Origin of the sequence: Roseinatronobacter sp. (assembly GCF_051859525.1) — a bacterium.
GTDB lineage: Bacteria > Pseudomonadota > Alphaproteobacteria > Rhodobacterales > Rhodobacteraceae > Roseinatronobacter.
Genome location: NZ_JBHYFM010000002.1, coordinates 61777 through 76870 on the forward strand (window position 1 = coordinate 61777; position 15094 = coordinate 76870).

The window sequence follows — 15094 nt, forward strand, 5'->3', positions numbered from 1 at the left end:
GTATCGCCCTCCATCACACGCCATCTTGCGCCGAGCATGGCGCAAGCCCCGCCACATGGCGGGCGGCTGCGGCATTGGCGGCGTGCACGGCCTGCCGTTCCCCCTGCCCTGCCGCCAAAGCCAGCGTAAAGGCACCGTGCCATGTGTCCCCCGCACCATTGGTGTTTTGCGCCACGACTGCGGGGACGGGTATTTCATAGGCCGATCTGCCGTCATGGCACAGAACAGGGTCCGGCCCGCGTGTCACACAGACCCATGCGTTCAGGTTTCGGGCCACCTGCGCCACGGCATCAGCATCGGCAGAACCCGCGTAATCTGTCAGGCCCTGCACGGAAAATGCAATATGGCTTGCGTGGTGCAGCGCATCCTGAACCAGACGCACAGGCGCTTCGGCATCAATGACGGCGGGTTTTCCGGCCGCGCGCGCCGCAGTCAGCAGCGCATGCGTGATTTGTGGGAAACGTGTATCGACCAGCGCCGCGTCATAGCCGAAGGGCTGCGGCAAGGGGGGCAGACCGGTCGCCAGCATGTCATCGCGCGCATTGATGATGGTGCGGTCGCCGTCTGCCTCGATCAGGACCGCCGAATGCGGGGTGACCCCGCCCGCAACCACATGCACCTGATCCAGCGGCACCCCAAGCGCGGTTATGCGCGCGCGCATCACATCTGCCAGATCATCATCCCCTATCGCCCCATACAGCGTGACCTGCCCGCCCAAACGCACAATAGCACCCGCTGCATTCAGCGCACCGCCCCCGCCCACCAGCCGCGATGCCTGTGCCTTGTGCTTGGCGCCAGCCACCGGAAAGCCGGACACCGACAATTCCAGATCCAGTGCAATCAGCCCCCCACAAATGATATGCGGCGCATTTTTGTCCATACGGGTCATCGTGCCCTAGCGCAGCATGTCAAGGCAGGCGACGCGCGCTTCGCGGGCCGCGTTCGCCAGCATGGCAACATCGCAAGGCCCGACAATCAGGCGGTAACCCGCATCCTGCAAATCGCGGTAATTGCGGTTTGGCCACAACACAGTGCCCAGTGACAACCCGCCCTGAAGGGCCAGCTCCTCGGCCTTGTTCACGACGTCCAGCACCTCGGGGGTGTCCATGCGTTCCAGATATCCCATGGACGCCGCCAGATCGTTGGGGCCGACAAACACCATATCAATACCGTCAATCGCCGCGATTGCCGGTATTTCCGACACCGCATCCACATGTTCAATCTGCACCATAAGCAGCAATTCTTCATGGGCACGGTCGCGCGCGAAATCGGGTAACGCGCCGAAGCCCGAAGCGCGCACAATCGGTGCGGCATAGCCACGCTGGCCGCGTGGCGGATACAGGCAGCAATCCGCCACGCCTTGCGCCATTTTCGCCGAATGCACCATCGGAACCATCAACGACCGCGCGCCCCGATCCAATGCGCGTTTCAGCACGGCCTCGCTGGCGTCGGGGACACGCAAAATGGCCTCGCCGCCTGCTGCTTCCACAGCGCGGATCAGGTTGAAGCCATCCTCCAGCCCCGCAGCACCATGTTCGCAATCCACGACAATCACATCCCAGCCCGCATGCACCAGCAGTTCCGCCACATCGGGCGATCCCAGATCAAGCCATGCCGCAGCGACAGTTTCGCCCGCCTTCAGACGCGCCTTAAGTTTGTTTCTTCCTGTCATCTTGTCATCTCTGTTATTTGGACGAAGTCCGGTTTCCAAAAAAGCTCCAGCCGGCGCGCAGCAACAGCGCGGCCCAGACCAGCAATGTCAGTGTGCCCAGCACCGCGGCCGTGTCGCGCGCGAAAAACTCGGTCAGATCGCCGCGTGATTTCATCATCGACACCATGAAGTTATCCTCGACAATGCGGCCAAGGACGATGCCCAGAATGGCAGGGGCCAGCGGCATGCCCGCCCAGATCATGCCACTGGCCAGAAGCCCCAGCGCCAGAATGATCCAGATTGCGATAACACTGCCGGTTATGGCGTAACCGCCAATCATGGACAGCAGCAAAATCAGCGGCATCAGAACGGCACGCGGCACGCGCAAAACCTGCGTGGCCAGCGCCACCACCAGCCCGCCGGTCAACAGCATCAGCACATTCGCCATGAAGAACGACCCGAAAATCGTGTAAACCAGCACTGTATCATTGGCGAAGATATCCGGCCCTGGTGTCAGGCCCTTCATCATCAACACGCCAATGGCAATGGCCGTCACACTGTCGCCGGGAATGCCGAACACCAGCGCAGGCGTCCATGCCCCCGCCACGGCGGCGTTATTGGCCGCGCCGCCATCAACAACCCCTTCGACATGCCCGCGCCCGTAGGCTTCGGGCGTTTTCGAGAACCGGCGCGACACGGCATAGGCAATCCATGCCGCCACATCGGCGCCCGCACCCGGCAGCGCACCGATAACCGTGCCCCCACTGGCAGACCGGATGACATTTTTCCAGCGTGTCCGGAATTCGCGCCAGGCTGCGCGAATGGCTGAAAACAGCGGCTCGACCACCAGTTTTCCCAGCCGTGTCTGACGGCCCAGCGCGGCATTTCGCAACAGTTCCGACAAGGCAAAAATGCCGATCATGGCGGGAATGAAGTTGATCCCGTCATACAGTTCCATAACGCCGAACGTATAGCGCGGGTGCCCCACGGCCACGTCAATGCCAATCGTGGCCACGGCCAGCCCGATAAACAGGCTTGCAAAATTGCGCGGCACGGACGGCCCGCCCACAAACACCGCGCAGGACAGGCCCAATGTGGCCAGCCAGAACGCCTCGTCACTGGAAAAACTGCGGGACAGTTGCGCAAGCTGCGGTGTGGCATAGGCCAGAATGGCAACCCCGATCACGCCCCCGCATACCGACGCAAAAAGCGATGTGAACAGCGTTGTGCGCGGCTTGCCCGTTTGCGACAGCCGGAAGCTGTCCTCGACATAGGCGGCGGATGCGGGCGTGCCGGGGATTTTCAGCAACGCGCCCGAAATATCGCCCGCAAAGATGGCTGTAGTCGTTGTGGCCACGATTGCGGCTGCGGCCTGAACAGGGTCCATGAACCATGTAAACGGCACCAGAAGCGCCACGGCCATGGTCGCTGTCAGACCCGGCATTGCGCCCACAAACGCCCCGTACAATGTGCATAGCAGGATCGTTCCCAGTATTCTGGGGTCAAGGACGATGGTGAATATGGCCAGCAGATCCATGCGCGCCTACCATGCATAGGGCGCAAGCACGCCCCAAGGCAGCACAACGCGCATAAGTGAATAAAAGATGTAATGCAGGACCACCGGCGCCGTGATCGCCATGATCCCCGCCAGCACCCAATTGCCGCCGAAAATACGCACCGCGCCCAAAAGCACCAGCGCCGCCGCAACATGAAAACCCAGAACAGGCAGCAGCAGCGCAAACCCTGCGACCAGCGCCACAATCCCCAGAAACGACATTGCGGCCAGCGGGGTAATCGCGCCCTGCGCAATGTCATCCTGTGCCTGCCCGCTGCGCATGTTGCGAAGCCCTTCCAGAATTATACCAAGGGCCGACAGGATCAGCCCGCCCGCGATGATTTTGGGAAACAGGTCAGGCCCGTAGGGCATGGCCCGAATGCGCGGGAACCCCTGCGCCCCCCAGATCATGGCAACGGCAAGGGCGATCAGGACCGCCCCCACCACAAAGTCACGTCGGATAATCATCTGTCTGCGCCGCGCTTATTCAGCCAGACCGACAGCTTCAATCGTGGCGCCCAGCGCTTCGTCCTGTGCCTGCATATAGGCCACCAGATCATCGCCACCTGTGAACACGACTTCCGCGCCACGCGATTCCTTGAATTCAGCCCATTCCGACGTTTGGGTGATTTCCTCGACCGCTTGCTGGTAGGCGCAGGAAATTTCCTCTGGCATGCCTTCGGGGCCGGAAATGGTGATATAGGCCGCAAGTGTCCAGCCGCTTTCCAGCGCTTCAGCCGTCACGGGCACATCCGGCAGGGCGGCCATGGGCGTGTCATGCATATAGGCAAGTGCGCGCACTTCGCCTGAATCCACCAGCGCCTTGCCTTCCGACAGCGCGGGGGTTGCCATATCAACACCGCCGGCAATAAGTTCCTGCAACGCGGGCGCCGCCCCTTGCGAGGGGATCCAGCGAATGCTTTCGGGGTCCATGCCTTCGGCATTCAGCATACCGGCCAGCGCAAGATGCCAGATACCACCCAATGATGTCCCCGACGCTGTCAGGTCACCGGGGTTTTCGCGGGCATGATCCAGAACATCGCCAATGGTTTCAAACGGGCTGTCCTTGGACACCAGAACGCTTGCGGGCACAATATCAATCAGCGCCAGCGGGGTGATGTTGGTATAGTTCAGGTCGGTCAGACCAACCCAATGCATGGTGTTGATTTCAACGGTCACCGCCCCCACGGTGTAGCCGTCCGGATCGGCATTGGCGATGGCACTGTGGCCGGTCACGCCGTTGCCGCCTGTGCGGTTCACGACATTGAACGGCACGCCCCATTTTTGCTCCAGCATGGTGGCCAGCATGCGCGAATTGGCATCGGTGCCACCCCCTGCGCCCCATGGGACAATATAGGTGACAGCGCGATCCGGCGTCCAGTCGCACGATTGCGCAAGCGCGGCAGTGCTGGTTGACGCCGCAATGGCACCCAGAACGCCAAGGCGCAGGGCTGTTTTCATCATGGATGTCATGTAAATTCCTCCTCCTCCGTGAACGAGAGCATTTGCACAGCGAATCCGCACGCGCCTCTCTGGGCAGGAGTAAACATGCACAAAGCAATTCAGTCAATCGATTAAACAACTGGATATTGCAAGTTTCGCGCGCTAAAGTTTTTGAATTATGATCAAACGTGTCACCCTTCGGACAATCGCCGACGATCTGGGAATCACTGTCGCGACTGCGTCGCTGGCGCTGCGGCGGCACCCGCGTATTTCACCGGAAACAACGCAGCGTGTCGAACAGGCTGCCGCGCGACTGGGTTATATTTACAACCGCGCCGCCGCCAATCTGCGCCAGACGCGCAGCAACCTTGTCGCGGTGTGCGTCAGTGATTTGTCCAACCCCGTTTTCAACGAATTCCTTGAGCATATAGAAGATGAGCTGCGCGAGCATCAGATGCAGGTTTTTCTGGGCATCGCCCGCGAGGATGCAGCCGTCCAGCGCCGCTTCTTGCAAACTGCACTGGAACAGGGCGTGGGCGGCATTATCCTGCTGCCCGTCAGGGGCACCACACGCGCCGATCTTGCCGCCCTGTTGCCCGACGGGCAAACCGACCCGTTGGTGCCTGCCGTGGTCGTATCGCGGGCGCTAACCGATGTGCCTTTGCCCCAGTTTGTGAATGATGACCTGCTGGCAGGACAACTGGCCGCCCAATGCCTGATAGAGCATGGCCACAGACAGATTGTCTGGGTGGGTGGCGGACAGCAGACATCAACGGCGCAAAACCGGCTTCTGGGTGTGCAGCGCGCGTTGTCCGATGCGGGCCTGCCCGCGGCCGAAATACTGCACGGGCCGACTTCACGCCAGTTTGGCCACCAGACCGCGCGCATGCTGCTTATGCGTGAAACACCGCCCACGGGTGTGGTGTGCTTCAGTGACCTGATCGCCTTCGGCATGATCACGGGCTGTCAGGAACTGGGCAAACTGCCAGGCAAGGATATTTCCATCATCGGCTGCGACGACATGGAAGAAGCGCATCTGACCTTTCCGCCCTTGACCACAATCGCGGTCGACAAGGCCGAAATCGGGCGGCGTGCATCGCGCCGGTTATTGGCGCCCATGACAGGGCAGGACATTGTCATCCTGCCCCCGCGACTGGTCATGCGCGAAACAGTGGGGCCTGCCGCTTCGCACAGCTGACCCCCCGTTCCGGCGCGTTCCTTATCCGATAGCGGCGCGCACTTTCTGGGTTTGAACGCCCAATCCTTCAATACCCAAGCGCACCACCTCGCCGCCCTTCAGGTAATGGGGGGGCTTTTGCCCCATGCCCACCCCCGGCGGTGTGCCGGTCGAAATGACATCGCCGGGTTGCAAGGACATGAAGCGCGAACAATAGGAAACAAGGTGCGGGATTTTATAGACCATCGTCGCGGATGATCCGTCCTGATAGCGCTTGCCGTCAACCTCCAGCCACATATGCAGATTGTCGATATCGTCCAGTTCGTCCGGTGTCACCAGCCATGGGCCCGTCGGGCCGAACGTGTCACAGCCCTTGCCCTTGTCCCATGTGCCCGCACGGTGCAACTGGAATTCGCGTTCGGACACATCATTGACCACGCAATAGCCCGCGACATGATCCAGCGCGCGATCTTCCGCAATATAGCTGCCCCCCTTGCCGATGATCACCGCCAGCTCCACCTCCCAATCGGTATGGGTGGACCCGCGCGGGATCTGGATATCATCATCAGGGCCAACAACGGCCGATGTCCATTTATTGAAGATCACGGGCTCTGGCGGGATGGCTGCGCCGGTTTCGGCGGCATGATCCGCGTAATTCAGGCCAATACAGATGAATTTCCCGATACGCCCCACACATGGGCCAAGCCGCAGGTCCTGTTGCGGCGTGCCCTCGACCACCGGCAGGGTTTCAATATCCAGCGCCGCAATCCGCGCCATTGTTTCGGGCAGCAATGTCTGGCCCGCAATGTCATCGACATGCGCCGACAGGTCACGCACACGACCTTGCCCATCCAGAATACCCGGTTTTTCCTGCCCCACAGGGCCAAAACGTAGTAGTTTCATCATCTATCCTGTTTTTTTCGCACCGCAACGCGGCATGTGTTTGGGGGGAATGTCAGGCATCCCCCGACGAAATCTTGCGTCAAGCCCCGTCAAGGCCATAGAACCGCGCGGCGGTCTGGCCGCTGATCTGCGCGCGGTCCGGCGCAGGCAGGCGTTCCAGCCAGTCGTGAAACACCCCATGCCACCCGTCATAGCTGCCGGCAAGCCGCAGCACAGGCCAGTCCGACCCCCACATCAGGCGATCTGCACCAAACCAGTCCAGCAAATCATCCATGACAGGGAACAGGATATCGCGCGCATGTGGCAATTGGGCAGCGGCCATTTCGGTCAGCAGGCCGGATATCTTGCAGCACGCGGCCGTGTCGCGGGCCAATCGCTGCATTCCGCTGCGCCACATATCATGGCGCGGGTCATCCGGCGCGGCGGCCAGCGCGGGTTTCGCCGCATGGTCAATCACGACCGGCAAATCAGGATTGCGGGCGCAAAAGCGCAAAAGCATGTCCAGATGCCGCGGCAACACCAGCGCGTCAAACCGCAGCCCATGTTCCAGCATGGCAGGCACCCACCCGTCCTGCGGTGCCGTCAGCAACCAGTCATCCTGTTCAATATCCTGCAACATAGGGCGAACGCCGCGCAATGCGCCATCTGCGGCAAGGGCCTGCAACCTTGTGCAAATATCGGGCTGCGTCAGGTCCGCCCAACCGACAACACCCGCCACCGCATCGCAATTTCGCGCCTGCGCCAGCAGCCAGCGCGTTTCATCCTCGGTCGGGGCGGCCTGCACCACGACGGCGCGCGCAATCGCGGCCTGCCGCAACCGCGCGGACAGGTCTTCTGTTCCGAAATCCTGCGCGATGGCCGCAAGGGACGGGTTGTTTCGATCAATCCAGCCATAATCCCCGCGATCCAGTGCCCAGATATGACAATGTGCATCAATTCCCGACATGCTAGATCGTGACCCCGCCATCAACCAGAACGGGCTGGCCGGTCATGAAGCGGCTTTCATCGGACAGAAGATAGGTGATCATCGGCACCAGATCATCCACCGCCCCCAGCCGCCCCATGGGTTGGCGCGCTATGAAATCACGCGCTGCCTGCACCGGATCGGCGGCCTGGGCAATGCGCCCGCGCAGGGACGGGGTTTCGATCGTGCCGGGGCACAGGGCATTGCAGCGAATCCCCTTTTGCACGAAATCGGCTGCAATCGCCTTGGTCAACCCGATGACCGCAGCCTTGGTCGCGCCATATGCCGCGCGATTTGGAAAGCCCTTCACCGATGACGCCATGGATGCCATGTTCAGTATGGCCGCTGTTCCCGTCGCGTCCGCGCGCCGCAGCATTCCGGGCAAAAACGCGCGGCACATGCGCACCATGGACGTGACATTGACATCAAGACTAAGGGTCCAGTCATCGTCGGACAGGTCCAGAATAGACCCTTGATGCACAATACCCGCGCAATTGAACAGGCCATCCAGATCGGGCAGCCGGTCGCGCAGCGCCGCAATGGCCTGCGGGTCACACACGTCCAGCTGCTGCACCTGCACATTGCCCGCACCGGAAGGCCCCGCATAATCCAGCAACGCTTCATTGATATCTGTCGCAATCACATGCGCCCCTTCAGCCGCAAGACCAATGGCAGCCGCACGCCCTATGCCCTGCCCGGCCGCTGTCACCAGGACAGTCTTCCCTTCCAGTCGCATATGCCCCCCTTTTTGCTGGCGGCTTTCACGCGCCTTGCACATGCCAAGATTTATATTTGGACAGACTATTCATATTTGATATGCTTGCAAGCATAAATTTTTGCTGCCATTTTCGCCTCCGACAGCCGGTCACCTTTGCGACCGAAGGGGGCGTATCGGTGCAGGGAACAGGAAACACGCATGACCGGTAAGAAAACGGTAGCCCCTGCAACCGCCAGCGACGCGCGTTACCGCGCACCGGCACTGGACAAGGGGCTGGACATACTGGAACTTCTGGCGACCGAGCCGGGCGGACTGACCCGCAGCGAGATTGTTCGCGCCATGAATCGCAGCCCAAGCGAGATTTACCGCATGATTGAACGGCTGGTCGCGCGGAACTACATCTGCCGGTCAGCAGAAGGCGACCGCTACGCCCTAAGCATGAAGCTGTTTTTACTGGGGTCTGCCCACCCGCCAATGCGGCGTCTGGTGTCGCAGGCGCAACCGTTGATGGACGAATTTTCACGCCGCACATTCCAGTCTGTCCATCTGGTCATGCAGGAAGGTGGCTGTGCGGCAGTGGTCGCGCAGGCCAGCCATCAGGCAACATGGGAATTCCGCCTGCGTGTCGGGTCGCAGCTGGACATTCTGACCACCGGATCGGGCCAGACGCTTCTGGCCTTTCAGGACACAGCCGCCCGCGCCCGCATTCTGCAGGCCATCCGCACAGATCAGGACAAGGCCGCGGACATCCCCGCCCCTGACGGGCTGGACGAACTTCGTGCCGCCGGCTGTCGCATCGGACCCAGCAGGCAACTGGTCGGTGTGACAGATATTTCAGTCCCCATATCCGGCACTGATGGCAATGCTGTCGCCGTGCTGACCTGCCCCTATATTCAAAGGATCGGGACGGACCATGCCCCCGATATTGCAGTATCACACACGCTGGAATTGTTGCGCGGCGTCGCCGCGCAGATTGCGCTGAACTAGGCGGGCGCAGTCATCAGACCGGCAGCCCATGGCGCGACTATCCGGAATAACCACCGGTTTGATGCCAGCGCCACGCATCCTCGATCATCTGCTTCAACGACGACCGCTTGGGAACCCAACCCAGTTCCTCTATGGCGCGGCGGCTACCTGACACCAATGCCGCCGCATCACCTTCGCGCCGCGGGCCGAAACTGTGCGGAACGCGGTGGCCGGTCCCTGCGCGGCATTGGCGAATAACCTCGGCCACGGAAAACCCGACACCTGTGCCCAGATTGAACACGCGACTTTGCTTGCCCGCACGCAACCACTCCAGTCCCAGCACATGCGCCTGCACCAGATCCATCACATGCACATAATCACGAATGCATGTGCCATCATGGGTCGGATAGTCGTTGCCATTGATCACCAGCGCATCCCGCGTGCCAGCGGCGGCTTCGATCATGATGGGAATCAGATGGGTTTCAGGGCGGTGCCATTCACCCACCTCCGCATCGGGATCGGCACCCGCAACATTGAAATACCGGAAGATAACAGAATTCAGCGCATGACTTTTCCCGAAATCGCGCAATATGTCCTCGATCGCGCGCTTTGACGCGCCATAGGCGTTCAAGGGTAATTGCGGCGTTTGCTCATCCAACACAACCCCGTCATGGTCCCCATATGTCGCGCAGGTCGACGAGAAGATCATGTCACGGCAGCCTGCGGCCACCATCGCCTCGATCAAATTCAGCGCCCCGCCCACATTGTTGCGCCAATACAGGCCCGGATCGCGCGACGCCTCGCCCACCTGACTAAGGGCTGCGAAATGCATCACGGCCACAGGACTATACTGCGCAAATGCCGCATCAATGGCGGCACGGTCCAGCAGGTCTGCCTGCACAAGGGGGCCAAACTTCACCGCCGCAGCCCAACCCGTGGACAGATTGTCAAAAGTGACCGGCCTGTATCCGGCCTGCGACAAAACCTTACAAGCGTGCGACCCGATATAACCCGCCCCGCCCGTCACCAACACATTGGGGGCATCCATAGCCAAGCTCATAAAAAAAGAACTCCAAAAAAAGTAGAAAATTCATGGTTGGTTTTGTGGGAAAATGCGCCCTATTGAAAGGCTGATCTGCATTTTTTGCGCATAAATTCGGGTGTATCGGCCGCACAGGCTGAATTCCTGTTCTTTTCCGGCGGGCAAGAAGGGCTTATGTCATGCACGGCAACAAAAAGGGAATAATATGCAGACAGATCCGGCCGTAATGGCATTCTTGCAAACCCGCCGTTCCAGACCAGCCAAACTTCTGGGTCTGCCTGTGCCCGACAAGGACAGTTTGATGACCCTGCTGACCGCCGCATCGCGCGTGCCGGATCATGGCAAACTGGAACCCTGGCGGTTCATCGTTCTGGAACATGCTGCATGTGCGACCATGGCCCGCAAGATCACAGACTATGGCAACGACCAGCACATCGACGCAGACAAGATCACCAAGGCCAGCACCACATTTGCACAGGCACATCTGGTCGTGGCAGTCGTGGCCAGCCCCAAACCATCAGAGAAGGTGCCGCTGATCGAACAGACACTGACCGCAGGCGCCGTATGTCTGGGGCTGGTGAATGCCGCGCTGGCCAGCGGGTTAGGCGCAAACTGGCTGACCGGCTGGGTGGCGCATGATCGCGCATTCGTCACGCCCGCACTGGGGCTTCAACCGGATGAATGGGTTGCGGGCTTCATCCACCTTGGAACAGCGTCATCCGCCCCGCCGGAACGCCCGCGCCCTGATGTCGCGGCAATGACGCAGTTTATCGACTGATTGCCGGTGCGCCGGATCGCAGCCCATAGGCCGCGATCTGGCCGTTAAGATCTGCGCGTGACCGCCTCGATCATGTCATAGGTGATGACACCTGACAGGATTATTCCGGCGATTACGAAAAATGCTGTCGTTGCAATGGCTGTCACAATCTTGACCTTGCGCATCATCTGGGCATCGGATGGTGCGGAAGATGGCGTACCCGGCACAACCTCGCCCGCTTCACCTTGGGTTTTCATGCGAAAGGGCAGGACCAGAAACATGGTCATGAACCAGATAACCCCATACAGCGCGATTGCAGACATGACCGACATCAGATTTGCTCCAGTTCAACCAGACAGCCGTTGAAATCCTTGGGGTGCAGGAACAGGACGGGCTTGCCATGCGCACCGATCTTCGGCTCTCCCGTGCCCAGAACGCGCGCGCCTTCAGCTTTCAGTTTGTCGCGTGCCGCCAGAATATCTTCAACCTCGTAACAGATATGGTGAATGCCGCCGGACGGGTTCTTGTCCAGAAAACCCTGAATGGGACTGTTCTCACCCAGCGGGTAAAGTAATTCGATTTTGGTATTGGGCAAGGTGATGAAAACCACTGTGACACCATGATCGGGTTCATCCTGTGGCGCGCCGACATCTGCGCCCAATGTGTTGCGGTATTGCGCCGCAGCGGCGTCCAGATCCGGCACGGCAATGGCAACATGGTTCAAGCGTCCGATCATGGCAATCCCCCAAGGTAACAATGTTGCGCAGGCTTATGCTGGGGATTTGCGCTTGATGCAAGTGCGGCGTGCCAGAATGGGGCGCAACTTTAACGGCATATTAGGCAAATTGCGGTGAACTGGCCTTCATCAATAGCGGACGGAGGATGTGATGAACACCTATGGCGCAGCAATGGCCCACCAGCGCAGCACACACGCAATGATGATGCGGCCCCGACCGGATGTGCATCATCGCGCCCACGGGGGAACGCTGCTGCTGGTGGAAGACAGCCATGTGGCCAGTGATGCCGTGCGCCTGATGTTTCGTGGCGCCGGTGCACGGCTGCGGCGTGTCGACAGCCTGAAGGCGGCGCAGCGCCATCTGGACCTGTATACCCCCGATGCGGTTATCGTTGACATCGGACTGCCCGACGGGTCGGGGCTGGACCTGATTGGGGCAATGGACACGCGCAGGCCGCGCGTGGGGCTAATTGTCGCGACATCCGGCCAGCCGGACCTTGCGGCCGCCGCACTGGATGCGGGCGCAGACCACTTCCTGCCCAAACCCATCGCCAGTGTTGCGCAATTCAGGTCCATCCTTGCGCCGGTTTTCTTCCACTTGCGTCAACACAATGGCCCTGCGCAAGTCCCGCAGCATGATCCGGCAGCGCTGCGCGATGACGTGTATCTGGCCTGCGATCTGCTGCAAGGGGCGGGCGCAGGCCCGCAGCGGACCTATGCACTCCAGTTTATCGAGGCGTTGGCAAACAGTCTGCATGACACGGCGCTTAGCGCGGCGGCAAGTAATGCACGCGACACAGGGCGCATCACGGATCTGGCGCTGATGTTGCGCAACCGCCTGCGCGGGCAACCGCTGATCTGACACAACCCGCGTTCAGCATGGGACAAACGGGGTGCATGATCAACGATCACACACCCCGCGTGCGGTTCAGGATTTCGGGGCCAGACGCAACCCCAGATCGCGCAACTGTTCATTGCTGGGGTCGGACGGGGCGTGCAGCAACAGATCCTCGGCGCGCTGGTTCATCGGGAACATGATGACCTGCCGGATATTCTGCTCATTCGCCAGCAGCATGACAATCCGGTCAATGCCCGCCGCGCAGCCACCATGGGGGGGCGCGCCGAATTTGAACGCCTTGACCATGCCGCCGAATCGTTTGTCCACTTCGGAATTCGGATAGCCCGCGATTTCAAACGCGCGATACATGATTTCCGGCTTGTGGTTCCGGATAGCACCCGACAGCAGTTCATAGCCATTGCAGGCCAGATCATACTGGTAGCCCAGAACCTGCAGCGGGTCACCGTCCAGCGCGGCCATCCCGCCTTGGGGCATGGAAAACGGGTTATGGCTGAAATCGATCTTGCCGGTTTCCGCATCCGCTTCATACATCGGGAAATCGACGATCCAGGCAAAGGCGAAGCGGTTTTCATCCACCAGCTTCAATTCGCGGCCAATCTCGTCGCGCGCTTTCGCGGCCACGCCCTCGAACTGCGCAGGTTTGCCGCCAAGGAAAAACGCGGCGTCCCCCTCCCCCAGACCAAGCTGGGCGCGGATCGCTTCGGTGCGTTCGGGACCGATGTTTTTGGCCAAGGGGCCAGCGGCTTCCAGCCCGTCATCGCCGGCACGCCAGAAAATATACCCCATCCCCGGCAGCCCCTGCGCCTGCGCGAAACTGTTCATCCGGTCGCAGAACTTGCGCGACCCGCCAGTCGGCGCGGGAATGGCGCGAATCTCGGTGCCTTCATTTTCCAGCAGTTTCGCAAATATCGCAAAACCGGACCCGCGGAAATGGTCGCTGACCACCTGCATTTCAATCGGGTTGCGCAGATCGGGCTTGTCGGTGCCGTATTTCAACAGCGATTCGGCATAGGGAATGCGCGGCCAGTCGGCAGCGGGGTCAACCGTCTTGCCGCCTGCAAATTCCTCGAACACGCCCTGCAGGACGGGGCCGACCGTGGAAAACACGTCTTCCTGTTCAACAAAGCTCATTTCGACATCAAGCTGGTAGAAATCGGTAGGCGAGCGGTCGGCGCGGGGGTCTTCATCGCGGAAACACGGCGCAATCTGGAAATACTTGTCGAACCCCGACACCATGATCAGCTGCTTGAACTGCTGGGGTGCTTGGGGCAGGGCATAAAACTTGCCCGGATGCAGACGCGAGGGCACCAGAAAATCGCGCGCGCCTTCGGGGCTTGATGCCGTGATGATGGGCGTCTGGAATTCGGTAAAGCCGGTGTTCCACATGCGTTGCCGCATGGACCGCACCACATTGGACCGCAGCATCATATTGGCGTGCAGATTGTCACGGCGCAGGTCCAGAAACCGGTAGGACAGGCGCGTTTCTTCCGGATAGTCGGGTTCGCCAAAAACGGGCAGCGGCAAATCATCAGCCGCACCCAGAATATCCATCGCGCGGGCATAGACTTCAATCTCGCCGGTTTTCAGTTTGGTATTGACCAGCGATGCGTCGCGCGCCTTGACCGTGCCTTCAATGCGGATGCAAAATTCGGCGCGCAACTTCTCGATATCGGCAAATGCCGGGCTGTCGCTGTCGGCCAGAACCTGGGTTATGCCGAAATGGTCGCGCAGGTCGATAAACAGAACCCCGCCATGGTCGCGGATGCGATGCACCCAGCCGGACAGGCGCACGGTTTCACCCACATGGGCGGCGGTCAGGTCTGCGCAGGTATGGCTGCGATAGGCGTGCATGGGCTGTTCCCTTGATTTCATAGGTGCAGGCTTGTCGCGCGATACACAATCTGGCGGGCCGGAAGTCAAGGGCAAGTCGGCGAATAAGGCTTATTCATGCGTCATGTCCAATGCATTCCCGCAGTCCCCGCAAGCACGGCCTGCGCCTGTGCCAGCCGGTCGTTTTGCAATTTCAGCGCCGCGCAGCACGCGATGACCGTTTCATCACGCATCAAGATGAAATCCAGCGCCGCCCCCAGAAGGGCCGGGTCCGCCCCCTGCGCCGTGGACAGCGCCGCGCGCAGGTCATCCACGGATGCGCCGCTGGCATTCAGGAAAACGGGCAGCAAATCCTCCTCGGCGCACAGCCACACGAAGGCATCAAGGGCTATGTTTTCTGCGGCATTTTGGTTCATGCAGGCAATCCTGTAGCGGCATGGGGTCAAGGGCTTAAAGGGTTTGTTAACGAATGCGGCGTAGCATGTGATTAACC

The 15094-nt window shown here is 60.5% G+C and carries 17 protein-coding genes; 4 read left to right on the plus strand and 13 right to left on the minus strand.

Annotated features, from left to right (window positions below):
- Window positions 1-13: 13 nt before the first annotated feature.
- Genes ACTIE1_RS03290 through ACTIE1_RS03310 form a run of 5 tightly spaced genes read right to left on the minus strand, consistent with a single transcriptional unit; the run spans window position 14 to window position 4679 of the window.
- A complete protein-coding gene (locus ACTIE1_RS03290; RefSeq protein ID WP_439563258.1) occupies window positions 14-889 on the minus strand; it encodes a PfkB family carbohydrate kinase in 876 nt (291 codons plus the stop codon).
- 6 nt (window positions 890-895) lie between these two features.
- On the minus strand, window positions 896-1672 hold the full coding sequence (locus ACTIE1_RS03295) for an HpcH/HpaI aldolase family protein (RefSeq protein WP_439561662.1): 777 nt from the start codon (window positions 1670-1672) through the stop codon (window positions 896-898).
- A gap of 13 nt (window positions 1673-1685) precedes the next feature.
- Complete coding sequence (locus tag ACTIE1_RS03300) at window positions 1686-3188, minus strand: tripartite tricarboxylate transporter permease (RefSeq protein ID WP_439563259.1); 1503 nt, start codon at window positions 3186-3188, stop codon at window positions 1686-1688.
- A gap of 6 nt (window positions 3189-3194) precedes the next feature.
- Entirely contained in the window at window positions 3195-3674 is a 480-nt protein-coding gene (locus tag ACTIE1_RS03305; protein WP_439561664.1) for a tripartite tricarboxylate transporter TctB family protein, read from the minus strand.
- Between the two features lie 15 nt (window positions 3675-3689).
- Window positions 3690-4679 carry a tripartite tricarboxylate transporter substrate binding protein gene (locus ACTIE1_RS03310; protein WP_439561665.1) on the minus strand — a complete coding sequence of 330 codons (990 nt, stop codon included), beginning with the start codon at window positions 4677-4679 and terminating at the stop codon, window positions 3690-3692.
- 148 nt (window positions 4680-4827) lie between these two features.
- On the opposite strand from ACTIE1_RS03310, the gene ACTIE1_RS03315 reads away from it, so the two are divergent.
- Complete coding sequence (locus ACTIE1_RS03315; RefSeq protein WP_439561666.1) at window positions 4828-5847, plus strand: LacI family DNA-binding transcriptional regulator; 1020 nt, start codon at window positions 4828-4830, stop codon at window positions 5845-5847.
- Window positions 5848-5868: 21 nt separating this feature from the next.
- Here the strand turns inward: ACTIE1_RS03315 and ACTIE1_RS03320 are convergent, their stop codons facing one another.
- The 3 genes from ACTIE1_RS03320 to ACTIE1_RS03330 all read right to left on the minus strand — a co-directional run bounded on the left by ACTIE1_RS03320 (window position 5869) and on the right by ACTIE1_RS03330 (window position 8429).
- The gene (locus ACTIE1_RS03320) at window positions 5869-6729 is read right to left on the minus strand and encodes a fumarylacetoacetate hydrolase family protein (RefSeq protein WP_439561667.1); all 861 of its coding nucleotides are present in this window, start codon (window positions 6727-6729) and stop codon (window positions 5869-5871) included.
- A 79-nt stretch (window positions 6730-6808) separates the two neighbouring features.
- Window positions 6809-7675, minus strand: coding sequence for an amidohydrolase family protein (locus ACTIE1_RS03325; RefSeq protein ID WP_439561668.1), 867 nt, complete (start codon window positions 7673-7675; stop codon window positions 6809-6811).
- 1 nt (window position 7676) lies between these two features.
- A complete protein-coding gene (locus tag ACTIE1_RS03330) occupies window positions 7677-8429 on the minus strand; it encodes an SDR family oxidoreductase (protein ID WP_439561669.1) in 753 nt (250 codons plus the stop codon).
- A gap of 180 nt (window positions 8430-8609) precedes the next feature.
- On the opposite strand from ACTIE1_RS03330, the gene ACTIE1_RS03335 reads away from it, so the two are divergent.
- Window positions 8610-9398: an IclR family transcriptional regulator gene (locus ACTIE1_RS03335; RefSeq protein ID WP_439561670.1), complete on the plus strand. Its 789-nt coding sequence runs from the start codon at window positions 8610-8612 to the stop codon at window positions 9396-9398.
- A 37-nt stretch (window positions 9399-9435) separates the two neighbouring features.
- Here ACTIE1_RS03335 and galE read toward each other — a convergent pair whose 3' ends face one another.
- Window positions 9436-10437 carry a UDP-glucose 4-epimerase GalE gene (galE, locus tag ACTIE1_RS03340; RefSeq protein ID WP_439561671.1) on the minus strand — a complete coding sequence of 334 codons (1002 nt, stop codon included), beginning with the start codon at window positions 10435-10437 and terminating at the stop codon, window positions 9436-9438.
- Between the two features lie 187 nt (window positions 10438-10624).
- Between galE and ACTIE1_RS03345 the strand changes: the two genes are divergently transcribed.
- The gene (locus ACTIE1_RS03345) at window positions 10625-11197 is read left to right on the plus strand and encodes a nitroreductase family protein (RefSeq protein ID WP_439561672.1); all 573 of its coding nucleotides are present in this window, start codon (window positions 10625-10627) and stop codon (window positions 11195-11197) included.
- A 44-nt stretch (window positions 11198-11241) separates the two neighbouring features.
- On the opposite strand, the gene ACTIE1_RS03350 is transcribed toward ACTIE1_RS03345, so the two are convergent.
- Entirely contained in the window at window positions 11242-11508 is a 267-nt protein-coding gene (locus ACTIE1_RS03350; protein ID WP_439561673.1) for a DUF1467 family protein, read from the minus strand.
- A complete protein-coding gene (gene mce / locus ACTIE1_RS03355; protein ID WP_439561674.1) occupies window positions 11508-11912 on the minus strand; it encodes a methylmalonyl-CoA epimerase in 405 nt (134 codons plus the stop codon). The genes ACTIE1_RS03350 and mce overlap by 1 nt, the downstream gene beginning before the upstream one ends.
- Before the next feature lie 151 nt (window positions 11913-12063).
- On the opposite strand from mce, the gene ACTIE1_RS03360 reads away from it, so the two are divergent.
- Complete coding sequence (locus tag ACTIE1_RS03360) at window positions 12064-12774, plus strand: response regulator (protein ID WP_439561675.1); 711 nt, start codon at window positions 12064-12066, stop codon at window positions 12772-12774.
- A gap of 66 nt (window positions 12775-12840) precedes the next feature.
- On the opposite strand, the gene aspS is transcribed toward ACTIE1_RS03360, so the two are convergent.
- Together aspS and ACTIE1_RS03370 are read right to left on the minus strand one after the other, a co-directional pair.
- A complete protein-coding gene (gene aspS / locus ACTIE1_RS03365) occupies window positions 12841-14622 on the minus strand; it encodes an aspartate--tRNA ligase (protein WP_439561676.1) in 1782 nt (593 codons plus the stop codon).
- Window positions 14623-14723: 101 nt separating this feature from the next.
- The gene (locus ACTIE1_RS03370; protein ID WP_439561677.1) at window positions 14724-15017 is read right to left on the minus strand and encodes a DUF3572 family protein; all 294 of its coding nucleotides are present in this window, start codon (window positions 15015-15017) and stop codon (window positions 14724-14726) included.
- Window positions 15018-15094 lie beyond the last annotated feature (77 nt).

What these genes read in the sequence shown, in the direction of transcription:
- ACTIE1_RS03290 (WP_439563258.1), bottom strand. Translation starts at nt 889, where the DNA reads ATGACCCGTATGGACAAAAATGCGCCGCATATCATTTGTGGGGGGCTG.
- ACTIE1_RS03295 (WP_439561662.1), bottom strand. Translation starts at nt 1,672, where the DNA reads ATGACAGGAAGAAACAAACTTAAGGCGCGTCTGAAGGCGGGCGAAACT.
- ACTIE1_RS03300 (WP_439563259.1), bottom strand. Translation starts at nt 3,188, where the DNA reads ATGGATCTGCTGGCCATATTCACCATCGTCCTTGACCCCAGAATACTG.
- ACTIE1_RS03305 (WP_439561664.1), bottom strand. Translation starts at nt 3,674, where the DNA reads ATGATTATCCGACGTGACTTTGTGGTGGGGGCGGTCCTGATCGCCCTT.
- ACTIE1_RS03310 (WP_439561665.1), bottom strand. Translation starts at nt 4,679, where the DNA reads ATGACATCCATGATGAAAACAGCCCTGCGCCTTGGCGTTCTGGGTGCC.
- ACTIE1_RS03315 (WP_439561666.1), top strand. Translation starts at nt 4,828, where the DNA reads ATGATCAAACGTGTCACCCTTCGGACAATCGCCGACGATCTGGGAATC.
- ACTIE1_RS03320 (WP_439561667.1), bottom strand. Translation starts at nt 6,729, where the DNA reads ATGAAACTACTACGTTTTGGCCCTGTGGGGCAGGAAAAACCGGGTATT.
- ACTIE1_RS03325 (WP_439561668.1), bottom strand. Translation starts at nt 7,675, where the DNA reads ATGTCGGGAATTGATGCACATTGTCATATCTGGGCACTGGATCGCGGG.
- ACTIE1_RS03330 (WP_439561669.1), bottom strand. Translation starts at nt 8,429, where the DNA reads ATGCGACTGGAAGGGAAGACTGTCCTGGTGACAGCGGCCGGGCAGGGC.
- ACTIE1_RS03335 (WP_439561670.1), top strand. Translation starts at nt 8,610, where the DNA reads ATGACCGGTAAGAAAACGGTAGCCCCTGCAACCGCCAGCGACGCGCGT.
- galE (WP_439561671.1), bottom strand. Translation starts at nt 10,437, where the DNA reads ATGAGCTTGGCTATGGATGCCCCCAATGTGTTGGTGACGGGCGGGGCG.
- ACTIE1_RS03345 (WP_439561672.1), top strand. Translation starts at nt 10,625, where the DNA reads ATGCAGACAGATCCGGCCGTAATGGCATTCTTGCAAACCCGCCGTTCC.
- ACTIE1_RS03350 (WP_439561673.1), bottom strand. Translation starts at nt 11,508, where the DNA reads ATGTCGGTCATGTCTGCAATCGCGCTGTATGGGGTTATCTGGTTCATG.
- mce (WP_439561674.1), bottom strand. Translation starts at nt 11,912, where the DNA reads ATGATCGGACGCTTGAACCATGTTGCCATTGCCGTGCCGGATCTGGAC.
- ACTIE1_RS03360 (WP_439561675.1), top strand. Translation starts at nt 12,064, where the DNA reads ATGAACACCTATGGCGCAGCAATGGCCCACCAGCGCAGCACACACGCA.
- aspS (WP_439561676.1), bottom strand. Translation starts at nt 14,622, where the DNA reads ATGCACGCCTATCGCAGCCATACCTGCGCAGACCTGACCGCCGCCCAT.
- ACTIE1_RS03370 (WP_439561677.1), bottom strand. Translation starts at nt 15,017, where the DNA reads ATGAACCAAAATGCCGCAGAAAACATAGCCCTTGATGCCTTCGTGTGG.